The following is a 15,740-nucleotide window of genomic DNA, read 5'->3' as shown; positions in this document are numbered from 1 at the left end:
CCCTTCGGTGCTCTGACGATCAGGAGTTGTCGTACGCGGTGGCGTCGGTACGGCGTTGGTGGGCTTCGCCTTCGGCGGAGTCCGCGAACTCGGGGGTGTCGAAGACCTCGCCGCCGAGCGGATCGACCGGCTCGTCGTGCTCCGAGTACTGAACGGCGCCGGTGTCCGGGTCGATCTGAAGTCGGCTCTGCGGTACCGACTGGACCGCGAGCAGCCCGGACGGAGTGGACAGGCCGTCCTTCGACGGGGACAGACCGGCGAACGTGGTGGAGATACCGCCGCGCTCCGGCCGTCGCGCCGGTGTCGTGCGGTCCACGGGCGGTGCATCTCCGGCAGGGGTGATCCGGACATAGGACGGCGTGGTGGCCACCTCGTAGCGGAAGGCCTTCAGGAGTGACACGCACGCCAGCACCATGATGATCGAGAACGGCACCGCGGTCGCGATCGACGCCGTCTGCAAGGCCGTGAGTGATCCGGATCCACCGATCAGCAGCAGAACAGCGGCAGCGACGCCCTCGAGCACGGTCCAGTAGACGCGGGTGATCTTGGGTGTGTCGAGATCACCACCGGTGGAGAGGATGTCGATGACCAGCGAGCCGGAGTCCGAGGAGGTGACGAAGAAGAACACGATCACCGCGATGGCGAGAACGCTCGTGACGGTCGCGAGCGGAAGACCGTCGAGAAGCTGGAACAGGCTCGTGTCCGTGCCGACCGTTCCGTCGTCGGCGAGCATGGTGCCCTCGTTGCGCTGACGGAGGATTCCGGAGTCACCGAAGATGGTGAACCACAGCGAGCCGACGAGAGTCGGTGCGAGCAGCACGCCGAAGACGAATTCGCGGATCGTGCGGCCGCGCGAGATCCGTGCAATGAACATGCCGACGAACGGTGCCCAGCTCATCCACCATCCCCAGTAGAAGATGGTCCAGGCGCCGGCCCACCCGTCCTCGGCGAAAGGCGATGTACGGAGCATCAATTCCGGCAGCGCCTGGACGTACCCACCGAGGTTCTGCACCCACGACTGCATGAGGAACAGCGTCGGTCCGGCGATCAGGACGAACACAGCCAAGCCGGCGGCGAGTGCCATGTTGATGTTGGAGAGCCATTTCAGGCCCTTCGACACACCCGAGACGACGGAATACGTGGCGAGCAACGTGACGAAGGCAATGAGGGCGATGGTCAGCCAATTGTTCGTCTCCACCCAGCCGAGGTAGGACAGACCGGCGGAGATCTGCTGAACACCGAAACCGAGTGAGGTCGCGACGCCGAACAGCGTTCCGATGATGGCGATCGCGTCGATCGCGTGACCGATACCGCCCTCGATCCGTTGCCGTCCGAGCAGTGGCTCGAGGAGCCAGCGAACCGACAGGGGGCGGCCCTTGCGGTAGGTCATGTACGCGAGTCCGAGACCGACGACGACGTAGATCGCCCATGCGTGCAGACCCCAGTGGTACAGGGTGAGCTCCATGGCCTGATTGGCGGCCGCGTCGGTCGATCCGTCGACACCCCCGGCAACCGGGGGAGTGATGTAGTGCGACAACGGTTCTGCGACGCCGTAGAACACCAGGCCGATGCCCATGCCGGCGCTGAAGAGCATCGCGAACCAGGAGAGGACGCCGAACTCGGGGCTCTCGTCGTCGCGGCCGAGGCGAATGTTGCCGATACGACTGGCGCCGCAGTACAGAGCGAACACGACGAATCCCGTCGCCGTGAGGATGTACCACCATCCGACACCATCGGTGATGGCCCCGTTGAGGGCCTCGAAGGCGTCGGCAGCGGTACCCGCGAAAATGACGGAGAAAACGATCATGGCGACGATGATCGCGGACGCGGGAATGAATACCGGTTTGCGTATTCCGCGCCAGGCGGATCGTACTGAATTCACTTGTTCACATCCTGAGAAATAGACGATCGGTCAGTCGATCATGGCGGTGAGGCCGGGGTGGACGCGAATCCGCTACGTCCGGACCCGTCGATCGACCCGCTCGACCGCGGCGGTGAGCGCCCGCGGGCATTCGTGTTCCGGGAGGTGACCGCAGTCGTCGAGCACCGTCGTGTCCCGACCGGTGATCTCCCACACCTGGTCGTCCAGTCGACGGTGGTCGAGTACCGGATCACACGATCCCGCCACCACTTCGAGCGGCACCGCGCGGCTCCATTCCGCGAGCCGCCGCTCCGAGATGTGGCGATCCGCGCGCGTTCCGGCGCAGTGCGTCGACACCAGAAGTCGCCATTCCACCAGGTCGTCGTCCGGACGGAAATGTTGTCCGCAGAGTGCGGCCACCGCCCTGGAGGTGCTGTGCGCGGACGTGCGGCGTCGCAGGAACCGCCCATCGGGGCGAGAGACCGGGACGATGCCTTCGGGACGGACCAGCACCATCGCGCCGACCGACGATCGGCAGGTGGCGGAGAGGGCCGCCGCGGCGCCGCTCCCGATGCCCAGCAGAACCGGCCGCGGGGCGCCGATCTGCGTCAGGGTGTCCTCCAGCCAGCGACCGTAGTCGGCCGAGGCCCGGCCCCGGCGCGGGCGCACCCCCGAACTGAGCCCGGGCTGGCCGGGCATGTCGGCGACGTGCACCGTGGCGTCGGGCATCGCATCGATCAGCGGCGTCAGAAGTGCCGCGCAGGACAGCTCGCCGGGCACCACCACGACGGTGCGCTGCGCGTCGGGTCGAACGACGGACGTGACGACGGTCGAGCCGAGCGAGGTGTCGATCCGGCGAACGGTGTGCGGCGTGGACCAGTCGGCGAGTCTGCGTCGGCACCATTCCTGCACGGCGTCTCGGCCTGCTGTGGTCCGGTACGTGCCCGTGTCGACGGCGAGCATCATGTCGAGGTGCCTCTTCCTGCTGGACGTCGTTCGGGGTCGCGGAAGCGACCGCCGACCAGACTTCCCGGCACACCGTGGGAGGACACTACTCGTGCGGTCGGCGGGTTGCCACTCGGCGACAGAGGTCCCGCGGAAGGACACGCGCCGGGCGTGCTCGACCGGCATGATCGGGCAATGGCGACGACCAGGCACCACCGCATCGACTACACCGAGCTGTCGGTCACCGACCTGACGGTCGCTCGGGCCTTCTACGCGGGTGCCTTCGGATGGACGTTCGTCGACTACGGCCCGACGTACGCCGGCATCGTGGGAGCCGACGGCGCCGAGGTCGGTGGGCTGGCCGTGGTCGAGACCCCCGCGCCGGCGGGAGGACCACTCGTGCTGCTCTACTCCGACGACCTGGACGCATCGGCCGAGGCGGTCGAGGCCGCAGGCGGATCGGTGGTGTCCGGCCCCTACGACTTCCCGGGTGGACGACGGTTCCACTTCGCCGATCCGAGCGGCACCGTGCTGGGTGTGTGGGCGTCGTCCTGAACCGTCGCGACGCGATCACGACAGTGGAATCGAGACCTCGGATTCCGGGCTCGATTCCACGATCAGCGGGCTGCTTCAGTCGACCAGGACCCCAGCAGTCGCAGTCGATCCGCGCTCGGGGATCCGGGCTCCGCTGTGTAGACCATGAGGACGGAACCGGGGTCCGCGGTGATCACCAGTTCCTCGTAGGCGAGGTGGACCTCGCCGACGACGGGATGGTGGAAGCGTTTGGTCCCGGCGCCGTGAGTGCGGACGTCGTGTGCTCCCCACAGCCTGCGAAAGGTCTCGTCGCGTGTGGACAGTTCGCCGACGAGGTCCTGCAGGCCCTTGTCGTGTGGGTCCCGGCCGGCCTCCGCACGCATGATGGAGACACACATCTGCGCGAACAGGTCCCAGTCGGGATAGAACTCCCGCGACAGCGGATCGAGGAACTGGAACCGAGCCAGGTTGGGCACCCGGCCGCCGTCACCGATGACGGGCGCGTAGAACGCTTTTCCCAGTTCGTTGGTGGCCAGCAGATCCTGCCGTCGATTGCGCACGAAAGCGACGCCGTCGGTGATGGAGTCGAGTGCCCACTGCAGGCTGATGCGAGGTGGGGTGATGCGCTCCGCCCTGCGACGGGGGCGTCCCGACGTGGGGACACCGTCGGCCGCGCGAGCCAGATCGAGCAGATGCGCATGTTCGGTGTCGGTGAGCTGCAGGGCGCGCGAGAGCGCGTCGAGCACCGACGACGATGCGCCGCCGATGGCGCCGCGCTCGATGCGGGCGTAGTACTCGACCGACAGGCCGGCCAGCGACGCCACTTCGCTGCGACGCAGGCCGGCCACCCGACGGGTACCACTGGTCGTGATGCCCGCTGCCTCCGGTGTCAACCTCGCGCGGCGGGTCATGAGGAACTCGCGAACCTCGGCCTTGGTGTCCATGAATTCAGCGTAGGACGACCGGAGGCGATGAGGGAGGCCCTGTCATGACACCCCTCGCGCGGTCAGGCCAGTGTCGCCGTGTCGATGACGAACCGGTAGCGGACATCGGAGGCGAGCACCCGTTCCCACGCATCGTTGATCTTGTCTGCGGAGATGACCTCGATCTCGGCTCCGAGACGATGCTCGGCGCAGAAGTCGAGCATCTCCTGAGTCTCCGCGATCGAGCCGATGGCGGATCCTGCGAAGGTACGGCGGTGCGGGATGAGCGAGAAGACGTGCAGGGGGAGTGGTTCCGCCGGCGCGCCGACGTTGACCATGGCACCGTCGACGGCCAACAGCGACAGATGTGCGTTCAGATCGATCGACGCGCTGACGGTGTTGATGATCAGGTCGAACGTGGAGGCGAGCTCGGTGAACGTGTCCGGATCGCCGGTGGCGAAGTAGTGGTCCGCGCCGAGACGTAGTCCGTCTTCCTGCTTCGCCAGCGACTGCGACAGGACCGTGACCTCGGCTCCCATGGCGTGCGCGAGCTTCACGGCCATGTGCCCGAGTCCACCCATCCCCACAACGGCGACCTTCTTGCCGGGTCCTGCGCCCCAGTGGCGGAGCGGTGAGTACGTGGTGATGCCGGCGCACAGCAGCGGCGCCGCAGCGTCGAGCTCGATGCCCTCGGTAATCGTGACGACGAAGTGCTCGGTGACGACGACCTGCTGCGAGTAGCCACCCTGAGTGACCGTGCCGTCACGGTCGGTGCTGCCGTAGGTCTGAATGTTGCCGACGAGGCAGTACTGTTCCAATCCCTTGACGCACTGGGTGCACTCGCCGCACGAGCCGACCATGCAGCCGACGCCGACGCGGTCGCCGACCGCGTGTTTCGTGACCTCGGAGCCGATCTCGGCCACGATTCCCGCGATCTCGTGGCCGACGACGAGGGGGTACGGAACCGGGCCCCATTCGCCGCGGGCGGTGTGGATGTCGGAGTGGCAGATTCCGGCGAACGCGATGTCGATCCGGACGTCGTGAGGTCCGACATCGCGGCGGTCGATGGTGTAGGGAGACAGTGGCTCGTCTGCTGCGGTGGCGGCGTACGCCTTCACGGGAGTGGTCATGTCTCCAGTCGACACCCGCATCGGCGGTCGAGGGAGTCCCTGACGAAGGGTGTTCCCGCAGGGCACCTCTCGTCAAGACGGTCAGTCCAGAGGTGCTGCGAACGTGCGGAATTCGCCGCGCTCGGTGTGCATGGTCCACAATAGTTCCGCGAGCGCGTCCGGTTCGTGCGACGGCTCACCCGCGCCGATGCCCCGCGGAATGATCAGCTGGCCGACGTGCAGCCCCTCCGGTGCGAGTGCGTCGTGCAGCAGTTGGGCGTAGGCGCTCTCGCCGGCGAACGCGATAGACGTTCCGGCAACGGTCGCGCCGGGACGAACTGCACTGCCTCCGTTCACGAACAGCACGGTGCCGCGTCCCAGCGACCGCATTCCCGGCAGTGCCCAGTTCGCCGCGGTGACGGGTCCGTAGATGGAGAACTCGACCGGACCGACGAGATCGGCCACAAGTGTCTCGAGGACCGGCTTCATGAATTCCCTTGCCGGGACAGGGCTGTACTGCAGCACCTCGACCGGTCCGAGTCGCTCGGCCGCCGAGTCCAGCGCGGTGGTCAGGGACTCGGGGTTCCGGACGTCGGCCGCGAAGCCCGCGGCGGTGATCTCGGCATCGCCCAGCGAGTCGGCGATGCGGTCGACATTGCCCTGCTCTCGTGAGATCAGGGCGACCGAGAACCCCTCGCGGCCGAAGCGGCGAGCGACGGCGGCTCCCAGTCCCTCACCCGCACCGATGATGGCGATCGTGGTCATGGTCGTTACTCCTCTGATCGAGTGGAAGTCAGGACACCAGTGCGTCGTGCTGCGGGGTGGTGCCGGCGCGGTGGCCGTGTCCGGGCCTGGCCATGATCACGAGGGTAGCCAGCGGAACGAGCAGCGCGGCAGCGAACGCTGCGCCGACGACCGGGATCGAGGCCGGGCCGAACACGCCGATGGCCCGCGCGGTGACCGCACTCCCCATCGCGGTGCCGAGGTTGAACATGGACGTGCACAGCGACGTGGCCAGGGTGGGTGCGCCCTCGGCGAACCTGACGGCCATCGACATGAGGACCGGGTTCATGCCGAGACCGGCGAGACCGGCGATCGCGAGAAGTGCGATCGCCGGTGCTGCGTGGTCCGACACCGCGCCGAGCAGGGCGAGTGCTGCCACGACGGCGATGCCCCCGCTCAGAGCAGTCCCGTACGGCGCGCGGCCCGCGAGCCGGCCACTGCCGAGTGTGCCGGTGACGGCCCCGACGCCGAAGATCGCGAGACCCACCGGGAGGAGTTCGGCGGACAGGCCCGCGCGCTCCGTCAGCAGCGGGGCGATGAACGAGTAGGTGGACATCACGGCCGAGGTGACGAGGACGCAGGCAGCCATGACCACCCACAGGCGCCGCGACATCAGTGCCGCCGTCTGCTCTCGCAGCGGGACGGTGGTCGAGGCGGAGCGACCGCCGGGAACGATGCGAGCGACGGGAACGGTCGCGAGCAGCGCCAGCCCGGCGAGGATCCAGAACGGGCCACGCCACCCGACGAGCTGACCGGCGACGGACCCGAGGGGCACGCCGATGACGGTCGCCAGGATGCCGCCGCTGAGGACCATGCCGATGGCACGCGCGGCGTCGTCCGGGCCGGACACTCGAGCACCGACGGACGCTGCGATCGACCAGAACGCCCCCGTCACCAGCGCGGTCACGAAGCGGGCGACGAGGACGACGGAGAGCTCGTCGGTGAGTGCCACGACGACATGTCCGGCGGCGAACACGGCGAGCGAGAGCAGCAGGGTCGTGCGCTCGGGAACTCGAAGCACTGCCACCGCCACCGCCGGCGTGGCGATCATGCCGATCGCGAATGCCGTGACCAGGAGACCCGCCTCGGAGATCCCGATGGCCAGGTCGCCGGCGATGTCGGGCAGCAACCCGGCCACGACGAACTCGGACGTGCCCATGAGGAACGTGCCCATCGCCAGGACAGAGACGAGGAAGGGCAGCGGTCGACGTTCGGTGGTGGAAGGCACGGTCGTCGACGCTATCGACGCTATCGACGTCCTCGCGGCGCAACGAGACCCTGACAGGGAACCTCTCGCTCCCGAGCCACCTGTGTGCAGTGATCCGCGGATACCGCGGATCGCTGCACACGAGTCAGCGCTCGAGCACCGTGCTTCCCACTCGAACACCACCTTGTGATGATTTCATCAGAAAGTCTTGACGGGCGATCCGATCATGAGTGACGATGTGATCATCTACTTCAGGAGCGGCCATGACGATCGATCACGCGCACCGAACTCGCGACGTCGACGGGCATCAGGGGATGCACGTCGATCAGGGTGCGTTGCCGGGTGAGCATCCCGGTCGTGCGATGAACCCGGTGATCAAGGTCCAGGACATCGCCTGGCTCGAGTTCCGCAAGCCCGACCTGGACCGCGCGCAGACGTTCGCGGAAGCATTCGGCTTCGGAGTCACCGTGCGGACCGGCGACGAGTTGCATCTGCGCGGGCTGGCTGACGGAGCGCCGTGCGTCATCATCCGCAAGGGGCGCCGGACGTCCTACGTCGGTGCAGCCTTCCGTGCCGCCGAGTCCGCCGACGTGCTGCGCCTCGCCCGCGCGACGGGTCATCGCGTCGAGCGGCTGCCCGAGTCGATCGGGGGGATCGGGGTGACCGTGACGGATCCGAGCGGCCAGCCGGTGCGGGTGGTCGCCGATCTCGACGACGGTCGCCCACTGCCGGGTCAGCGCACCCACGACTACAACTTCGGGGCGCTCGACGACGCGGGGATCACGCGCACCAATGCCACGCAGCGGCCACCGCACGAGCCCGCCCTCGTGGAACGGCTCGGTCACGTGGTGCTGCAGCGCACGCGTTATCTCGAGAATCTGACCTGGTACCTCGAACACCTGGGCCTGATCGTCAGCGATTTCCTCTACTACGACGGGCAACGTCACCGCGGACCGGTCATGAGTTTCATCCGCTGCGACCGGGGGTCCGAACCGACCGACCACCACACGCTCGCGATGACGCTGGGGCCGTCGGACCGCTACGTCCACTCGGCGTACCAGGTGTGCGATCTCGACGCCATCGGTGCGGGAAGCCGCTATCTCACCGAGCGCGGCTACCGGCACTCGTGGGGGATCGGTCGGCACATCCAGGGCAGTCAGATCTTCGACTACTGGCGCGACCCGGACGGCTTCCTCGTCGAGCACTTCAGCGACGGTGACCGCTTCGACGCCACGCTCGAACCGGGCTGGGCGCCGATGACGGCGTCCGGTCTCGCGCAGTGGGGACCACCCGCGAGCAAGGACTTCCTGGGAATCGCACCGAACAAGCGGTCCCTGTCGGAACTGCGATCCATCCTCACCGGACTGCGCAGCGACAACGAATTCGACTCCGAACGCCTTCTCGGCCTGATGAAAGTAGCCTCGACATGAGCATCGCCGTTCTCCGCACCGCCGACGGATGGTGGGTGCAGACCCGCGAGGGTGCCGTTCGGGTGGACACCACAGCGACCACCACCGCGGACCTGCTCGCAGACCGGTCGGCCGTCGATGCTGCCGCTGCCGGTGGCGAGACCGTCCCCGTGGCATCGCTCGAGCTAGTCTCGCCCGTCACCGCGCCGTGTCGAGTGGTGGCACAGATGACCAATTACGTGTCGCACGTGAAGGATTCCGGTATGAATCCGGAGACGGTGCCACTGACCTTCTTCCGGAAGTCGTCGGGGTCGATCAGCGGACCGACCGCCGACATCGTCCGTCCGGCCCATGTCACCCTGCTCGACTACGAGGTGGAGATCGGGCTCGTGGTGGGGACGACCCTTCCCGTCGGATCGACGATCGACGACACGACGGTCGCCCACCACATCGCGGCACTGGTGATCACCAACGACGTGTCGGCCCGCGACGTCCAGCTGCCCAAGACCCAGTTCTACGAGGCGAAGTCCTACCCGACCTTCACCCCCGTCGGCCCCGTCCTCCTGGTTCTCGAGGACGGCGACCTCGATCGTTTCGAGCAACTGCGGTTGATGCTGCGCGTCAACGGGGAGATCCGGCAGAACAGTACGGTGCGAGACATGATCTACCGACCCACGGAAGCGTTGCGGACCCTGACGGGATTCCAGCGTGTCGACCCGGGCGACCTGATCCTGACCGGCACTCCGGGAGGCACGGCCCTGAAGGCGCCACCGAAGCCCATCGAGATCATCGGCGCTCTGCTGCCGCCGGCCGTGAAGTGGAAGACCTTCTTCAAGCGTCAGGCGAGCAACCCGGCCTACCTGCAGGACGGTGACGTGGTGGAGGTGACCATCGCCACCGACGACGCGATGCTCGACCTGGGGATGCAGCGCACGACGGTGCGGTACGCGTGACGCACCACCCGGCCGTCGTCGTCGGCGCGGGACCCACCGGAATGGTGGCAGCCTCACTGCTCGGTCGGCACGGCATTGAGTGCCTCGTACTCGACCGGTGGGAGGACATCTTCCCGCAGCCGCGTGCCGTCCACCTCGACGACGAGGTCCACCGCATTCTCGGTGACCTCGGCGTCGCGGAGGCGTTCACCGAGATCTCCCGCCCCGGACGCGGCCTGCGCCTGGTGGACCCCGCCATGGACACCATCGCCGAGTTCGAGCGTGATCCCGATTCCCGTCCCCACGGCTTCCCTCCGGCCAACATGTTCGACCAGCCGGAGCTCGAGCGCATCCTGCGATCGGCGATGACGCGGAATCCTCACGTGCAGTTTCGCGGCGGCGTGGAGATCACCGACGTGGCCACGATGAGGGACCACGTGCAGGTGATCGTCCAGGACGTCGCCACGGGCGAACGCAGCGCCGTCACGGCGGACGTGGTGCTCGGGTGCGACGGTGCGAACAGCGCGGTGCGGGCCGCGCTCGGAACGACGATGCGGACTCTTGCGCCCGAACAGCGGTGGCTGGTGGTCGACGCGTCGAGTCCCGTCGACCCCGGCCTGTGGGACGGGGTGCATCAGCTGTGCGATCCGCACCGCGCGGGCACGTTCATGCGCATCGGCCAGACTCGCTATCGGTGGGAATTCGAACTTCTCGAACACGAGACCGTCGACGACTTCCCGGATCTGGATGCACTCGCATCGCTGCTCGACCCGTGGCTGCGCCGAGCACCGCGCACCGATCTCGAGCTCGTCCGGGTCACCGAGTACACGTTCCGGGCCCAGCTCGCAGACCGGTGGCGTGATCGACGGGTGTTCCTGCTGGGCGACGCGGCGCATCTGACACCGCCGTTCATCGGCCAGGGGATGGGCGCCGGTCTGCGTGACGCCTACAACCTGACCTGGAAGGTGGCCGGGGTATTGGGCGGATCTCTGCCCGAGGCGGCTCTCGACAGCTACGAGCAGGAACGAGTACCGCACGCGCGCGCCATGATCCGCCAGGCAGTTGCCGTCGGATGGGCCATGAACGGCGGCGGTGAGAGGGTCGCGGGTCTGCGTCGCCGGGTGTTCCCGGTGGTGACACGTGTTCCCGGACTGAGTTCCGTCGTCACGGACAGCGCGACTCCGCGTCTGCACCCGTCGATGTTCGTGCGACGTGGATCGATGTCGCCGCGCAGGCTCGAGGGAACGCTGTGCCCCAACGCGCCGACCGAGCGCGGTGTTCGCTTCGATGCCGTGGCACCATACCGGTTCACAGTGGTCACCACCGTGAAACCCGAACCTGCGCAACGTCAGGAGATCGCCCGCCGCGGCGCGGAGGTCCTTCTGGTCAGCCCCGGCTCCGACCACGGCAGATGGTTACGCCGCGGACGGGTGTCCGCCGCTCTGGTCCGCCCCGACCGGACGGTGATGGCGACCGCGCAGTCACTGTCCGCCCTCCACACCCTTGTACCGCCGTCGCCGAGCCCGTTGCCCCCGAACACGATCGGACGCGCCGATGAGAGCTGACACGGCACTTCCTTGCTACACCGAGGACATCTACTCCACCGCGGCCATTCTCGATCCGTACCCGCACTATGCGGAGATGCGGGCTCTGGGTCCGGTGGTGTGGCTGACTCGCCAGAAGGTTCACGCGATCACGCGCTACGCGGAATGCAAGTCGACGCTGCTCGACGACGGCACGTTCGTCTCCGGCGACGGTGTCGCGCTGAATCCCGTCGCCAACAGACTCGGTCGTGGAACGACGCTCAACAGTGACGGCGACGAGCACGCGTTGAAGCGATCCGTGCTCGCACATCGTCTCACTCCGAAGGCCGTCCGGAAGATGGCGTCGGCGGTGCAGGACAAGGCCGAGCAGATCGTCGACGCGGCGCTGACGCAGCAGTGCATCGACGGAGTCGACGACCTGGCCACCGCGCTCCCGACGTCGATCGTTCCCGATCTCGTCGGGTGGCCGGAGGACGGCCGTGGCGACCTGCTGCGCTGGGCCGGAGCGACATTCGATGCGCTCGGTCCCCTGAACCGGCACGCGGTGACGGCGACCCGAGCAGCGTCGGAGATGATGGCCTACTCCCGCCGGGTGGTCCGTGAACGCTCGGTGCTGCCGGGCAGCATGGGTGCGGACGTTCTCGCCGCGGCCGACGAGGGGCGCATCGAGAGATCGCAGTGCCCGGCGTTGATGATCGACTACCTCGGACCGTCGCTGGACACGACCATCGGCGCCATCTCCGGTGCACTGCACCTGTTCGCGACCCATCCGGACCAGTGGCAGGCGGTCCGCGAGGATCCGTCCCTGATTCCCAACGCGGTCAACGAGGTCGTGCGATACGAGTCGCCGATCCGTGCGTTCTCCCGCAGGGCGGTGCGCCAGGAGACCATCGGCGACGCGATCATTCCTCGGGGCGCGCGAGTGCTGGTGCTCTACGCGTCGGCGAACCGTGACCCCCGCGAGTGGCACGACCCGGACTCCTTCGACATCACCCGCGATGCGTCCCGTCAACTCGGCTTCGGATCGGGCGTGCACGGATGCGCGGGTCAGGGGCTCGCTCGTCTCGAGGCGTCCACGATGCTGCGAGTGCTGGCCGAGCGCGTCGAGAGCATCGAACTCACGGGCACACCGTCGCGTGCGGTGAACAACGTCATCCACCGATTCGACCGCCTCCCACTGAGGTTGGTCGCAGCAGAGAGGAGATCGTCATGATCGTCGATGTCGACTGGGATCGATGCGAGGGACACGGCATCTGCGCAGAGCAGGCGCCGGAGGTGTTCAGCCTCGACGACGAGGGCGAGCTGCACCATGCCTACGACGGCGCGGACGTCCCGGACGAGTTGGTGCCCGGTGCTCGATCCGCCGTGAGTGTCTGTCCGGTCGCGGCGCTGCGTGAGCGCGCGTGAGCGGTGCCGCACGCCGTGTGGTGATCGTCGGTGATTCCATCGCCGGATGTACCGCCGCACGTGAACTCCGAGCGCTGGGTCACGACGGTCCGATCACCATGATCGGATGCGATCCCGACGGCTGCTATGCCCGGCCGCCGCTGTCCAAACGCGTTCTCGCGGAGGGCATCGGTGCGTCCGATGTCTGGGACCTGTCCGATCTCGACCTGACCGCCGTCACCGCGCTGGCGACCGGAGTCGATGTCGGGCGACGAGTGATCACTCTCGCGGAGGGTGAGGACGTTCCGTACGACGCTCTCATCGTGGCGACGGGGGCGGACGCTCGCAGACTGGCTGCACCCGACCAGAGCGGTGAGCTGGTGGTGCGCAGCCTTGCCGATGCTCGTCTGCTGCGGGAGCGGCTGGAGAATGCGACGTCCGCGATCGTCGTCGGCGCAGGGTTCCTGGGGATGGAAGTGGTGAGTGCCTGTGCGGCACGCGATGTTCCGGTCACGGTCATCGACGTGGATCCGCCGTTGCAGCGGATACTCGGCCCGTTCCTGTCCGAGGCGATTACCGCACGGGCGGCTGCACGCTCGGTCGACGTCCGCCGGGTGGACCGGCCCGTCGAGTTGATCGGCGATCCGGTGGGTGGGGTCCGGATCGACGGCATCGAGTCGACGGCCGATCTCGTGGTCAGCTGTGTCGGTGAGGTCCCCGGCACGCACTGGCTCGACGGCAGCGGGATCGGTGACGGCGGCGGCGTGGACATCGACGACCGCTGTGCGACCGCGGTGCCGGGTGTGTTCGCTGCGGGAGACGTCACTCGTGGCTCGGACGAGAACGGCCGGGTTCGCCGTACCCCGTTCTGGTCCACTGCGATCGCGCAGGGCAGGGTCGCCGCGGCATCGGTGTTGGATGTGCCGGCCCGGTGCGCACCGACGGACGACTACTTCTGGACCGAGGTACTGGGATTGTCCATCAAGGTCGTCGGTCCGCTGCCTCTCGTCGGTGCACCCACCGTGTTGGAGGGATCGGTGAAGGACGGCTCGGCTCTCCTCGAGTGGACGCACGACGACGGTCGCAGGACCGTCGTGGCCTACGGGATGAAGAAGGCTGTCGGGTTGTTGCGACGCATGGTGTCGTGATCACCGATGCGGCACTGCGCGAACGAGAGTCGCGCAGTGCCGCATCGGTGAACTGTCAGATCACTTCCCGAGTTCGCCGAACGTGGCGTCGATGTCGGCCATCTCCATCTCTGCGGTCTGCTGGATCAGCTCCATGAGCTCCGGATCGAGCCCGGGTGCGAACTCCTCCGGTCGCTCGGGCGCGATGTCGAGGGGTGCACCCGCCGGCGCCTGTTCGCTCGCGTCGAGATCCGTTCCGTCCTTCGACGGCGACATGCCCTGGTAGATACGGCCCGCCTCGGACGCGCCGGTGAGGTCGAAGGTGTACTGCTTGCTCTGCAGGCCCATCTCCACGAGCTTCTTCACCTCGGGGAACTGCTCGGCGTTCGTCTTCGGAATGGGCAGCGTCTTCTTCCAGTCGACACCCAGTGTCTCGAGTGCCTTCGCGTAGCCGTTCTCGTGCGCCTGGTCCCGAACGATGAGGTAGGAGATGGTGGACCGGGCGGTCTTGTTGTCGGTCATCTCGTACATGCGGCACTTCTGCAGGCGGCCCGTCGATTCGAGCATCAGGTTGTACAGCAGATCGAGCACGAGGTTGCCCGAGTTGTAGACGTAACTGCCGCTCCACGGGTTGCCCACCGAGTCGACGGGCATCGCGCCCTGAGCACCGACGAGGTAGTGGTGGATGTTGCCCTCGGACAGGGCGATGTTCAGCGGCACGGCGCCGCCCGCGCCCGGTGTGTCGAGCGGATCGTTCTGCTTGCCCTGGTATCGCGGCGACCCGTCGAGCAGGCGAGAGATGGTGGTGCCGATGAGTTCGACGTGACTGATCTCCTCGGTACCGATGCCCTGGATCAGGTCCCGGTAGGGCTTGGCCGCGGCGCCGCGGAAGTTCATCGACTGGAACAGGTACTGCATCATCGTGCGCATCTCGCCGAACTGGCCACCGAGGCCCTCCTGCAGCGCGTTCGCTGCGGCGGGATCGGGCTCGTCGGGAACGATGTCGTGGATCAGCTTCTGTACGTGCAGATACATGGGGCCTCCTCAGGCGTGGGGCGGAACTGCCGCCCACGCAACACGGGTGCCCCGAGTCTGACCACCCTCAATCCTTCGGTGTTGTTCCAGCCTTCGGAGAACGCTGTTGTGACCCACCACATTTCACTGGTGTTAAGCATCTTTATTGTTCTGTGATACACGCCTCACGGAGCCGTCCGAGCACATTCCGTCCGGAGAATGACAGGTATGACCTCATCTGTGGCGATCAGCCGTGACACAGCAGTCGGCCCGGAAGCCCGGTTGTCCTGGATTCTGTCGGGCCTCGCCGGGATGGTCGGCGCCGTCGCATTTCTGCATTCCGCCGGATACTTCGTCACCTTCATGACGGGAAATACCGAACGCGCGGTCGTGGGACATTTCGGTGAGCCCGCCGGCAAGGAGGTGGCTCCGGGCGCATCTCCCTGGGCCGCACTGGCTCTGATGGGATCGTTCCTGCTCGGCGTGGTCATCGCGTCGATCTGCCGACGGAAGTACTGGTCGAACCATCCGCACGGTGCCACCGTGGTGACGACGATCGCGCTCGCGGTGGCGGGGTCGATCGACATCGCACTGTCCGGGTGGTCGTCCGCCGACGTGAACTTCTATCCGATCCTTCTCATCGCTTTCGCGCTCGGCGCGTTGAACACCGCCTTCACCAAGAAGGAGGAGACCTACATTCCGCTGAGTTATGTCACCGGAACGCTGGTCAAGCTGGGGCAGGGAATCGAACGCCATCTGTGCGGTGGCGGAACCCGCTACGACTGGCTCTGCTACCTCATGCTGCTGGGGTCGTTCTCGCTCGGCGGTGCGATCGGCGCTTTCATCGGCGTCGTCATCACCGGTCCCCAGGTGCTCCTGCTCGCCGCGCTGTTCAGCTTCGGTGCCACGATCTTCACCTTCACCCACACCGAACGGCAGACGGTCTTCGGCTGACAGGTGGCTCGT

General features: G+C 67.1%; 15 protein-coding genes. 8 read left to right on the top strand and 7 right to left on the bottom strand.

Annotation, left to right across the window (positions count from 1 at the left end):
* Positions 1-19: 19 nt before the first annotated feature.
* Positions 20-1,807, bottom strand: coding sequence for a BCCT family transporter (locus tag J4E04_RS17415; RefSeq protein ID WP_490149120.1), 1,788 nt, complete (start codon positions 1,805-1,807; stop codon positions 20-22).
* A 147-nt stretch (positions 1,808-1,954) separates the two neighbouring features.
* Positions 1,955-2,827 carry an alpha/beta fold hydrolase gene (locus tag J4E04_RS17410; RefSeq protein ID WP_222650912.1) on the bottom strand — a complete coding sequence of 291 codons (873 nt, stop codon included), beginning with the start codon at positions 2,825-2,827 and terminating at the stop codon, positions 1,955-1,957.
* A gap of 174 nt (positions 2,828-3,001) precedes the next feature.
* On the opposite strand from J4E04_RS17410, the gene J4E04_RS17405 reads away from it, so the two are divergent.
* Positions 3,002-3,361: a VOC family protein gene (locus tag J4E04_RS17405; RefSeq protein ID WP_490149119.1), complete on the top strand. Its 360-nt coding sequence runs from the start codon at positions 3,002-3,004 to the stop codon at positions 3,359-3,361.
* A 62-nt stretch (positions 3,362-3,423) separates the two neighbouring features.
* On the opposite strand, the gene J4E04_RS17400 is transcribed toward J4E04_RS17405, so the two are convergent.
* The 4 genes from J4E04_RS17400 to J4E04_RS17385 all read right to left on the bottom strand — a co-directional run bounded on the left by J4E04_RS17400 (position 3,424) and on the right by J4E04_RS17385 (position 7,383).
* Positions 3,424-4,284 (bottom strand): helix-turn-helix transcriptional regulator, encoded by an 861-nt coding sequence (locus J4E04_RS17400; protein ID WP_056446493.1) that lies wholly within the window; start codon positions 4,282-4,284, stop codon positions 3,424-3,426.
* A 62-nt stretch (positions 4,285-4,346) separates the two neighbouring features.
* Entirely contained in the window at positions 4,347-5,393 is a 1,047-nt protein-coding gene (locus tag J4E04_RS17395) for an NAD(P)-dependent alcohol dehydrogenase (protein ID WP_490149118.1), read from the bottom strand.
* Positions 5,394-5,474: 81 nt separating this feature from the next.
* Complete coding sequence (locus tag J4E04_RS17390) at positions 5,475-6,137, bottom strand: SDR family NAD(P)-dependent oxidoreductase (RefSeq protein WP_490149117.1); 663 nt, start codon at positions 6,135-6,137, stop codon at positions 5,475-5,477.
* 28 nt (positions 6,138-6,165) lie between these two features.
* Positions 6,166-7,383 (bottom strand): MFS transporter, encoded by a 1,218-nt coding sequence (locus J4E04_RS17385; RefSeq protein ID WP_027504381.1) that lies wholly within the window; start codon positions 7,381-7,383, stop codon positions 6,166-6,168.
* Between the two features lie 242 nt (positions 7,384-7,625).
* Here J4E04_RS17385 and J4E04_RS17380 point away from each other — a divergent pair, with 242 nt between their 5' ends.
* From J4E04_RS17380 to J4E04_RS17355, 6 genes are read left to right on the top strand one after another with little or no spacing between them, the layout of a single operon-like run.
* On the top strand, positions 7,626-8,792 hold the full coding sequence (locus tag J4E04_RS17380) for a VOC family protein (RefSeq protein WP_222639717.1): 1,167 nt from the start codon (positions 7,626-7,628) through the stop codon (positions 8,790-8,792).
* Positions 8,789-9,724, top strand: a complete 936-nt coding sequence (locus J4E04_RS17375; protein ID WP_490149116.1) for a fumarylacetoacetate hydrolase family protein — start codon at positions 8,789-8,791, stop codon at positions 9,722-9,724. Before J4E04_RS17380 ends, J4E04_RS17375 begins: the two co-directional genes overlap by 4 nt.
* On the top strand, positions 9,721-11,268 hold the full coding sequence (mhpA, locus tag J4E04_RS17370) for a bifunctional 3-(3-hydroxy-phenyl)propionate/3-hydroxycinnamic acid hydroxylase MhpA (RefSeq protein WP_490149115.1): 1,548 nt from the start codon (positions 9,721-9,723) through the stop codon (positions 11,266-11,268). The genes J4E04_RS17375 and mhpA overlap by 4 nt, the downstream gene beginning before the upstream one ends.
* Positions 11,258-12,460, top strand: a complete 1,203-nt coding sequence (locus tag J4E04_RS17365; RefSeq protein WP_490149114.1) for a cytochrome P450 — start codon at positions 11,258-11,260, stop codon at positions 12,458-12,460. Before mhpA ends, J4E04_RS17365 begins: the two co-directional genes overlap by 11 nt.
* Positions 12,457-12,654, top strand: coding sequence for a ferredoxin (locus J4E04_RS17360; protein ID WP_027504376.1), 198 nt, complete (start codon positions 12,457-12,459; stop codon positions 12,652-12,654). The genes J4E04_RS17365 and J4E04_RS17360 overlap by 4 nt, the downstream gene beginning before the upstream one ends.
* Positions 12,651-13,781, top strand: a complete 1,131-nt coding sequence (locus tag J4E04_RS17355; RefSeq protein ID WP_490149113.1) for an NAD(P)/FAD-dependent oxidoreductase — start codon at positions 12,651-12,653, stop codon at positions 13,779-13,781. The genes J4E04_RS17360 and J4E04_RS17355 overlap by 4 nt, the downstream gene beginning before the upstream one ends.
* A 60-nt stretch (positions 13,782-13,841) precedes the next feature.
* Here the strand turns inward: J4E04_RS17355 and J4E04_RS17350 are convergent, their stop codons facing one another.
* Positions 13,842-14,795, bottom strand: coding sequence for a manganese catalase family protein (locus J4E04_RS17350; protein ID WP_027504374.1), 954 nt, complete (start codon positions 14,793-14,795; stop codon positions 13,842-13,844).
* Positions 14,796-15,002: 207 nt separating this feature from the next.
* Here J4E04_RS17350 and J4E04_RS17345 point away from each other — a divergent pair, with 207 nt between their 5' ends.
* Positions 15,003-15,728, top strand: a complete 726-nt coding sequence (locus J4E04_RS17345) for a YoaK family protein (protein WP_056446515.1) — start codon at positions 15,003-15,005, stop codon at positions 15,726-15,728.
* Positions 15,729-15,740: the final 12 nt, after the last annotated feature.

It is taken from the genome of Rhodococcus sp. NFXS4 (assembly GCF_058139645.1).
This window is presented reverse-complemented; position numbering and strand designations above follow the sequence as displayed.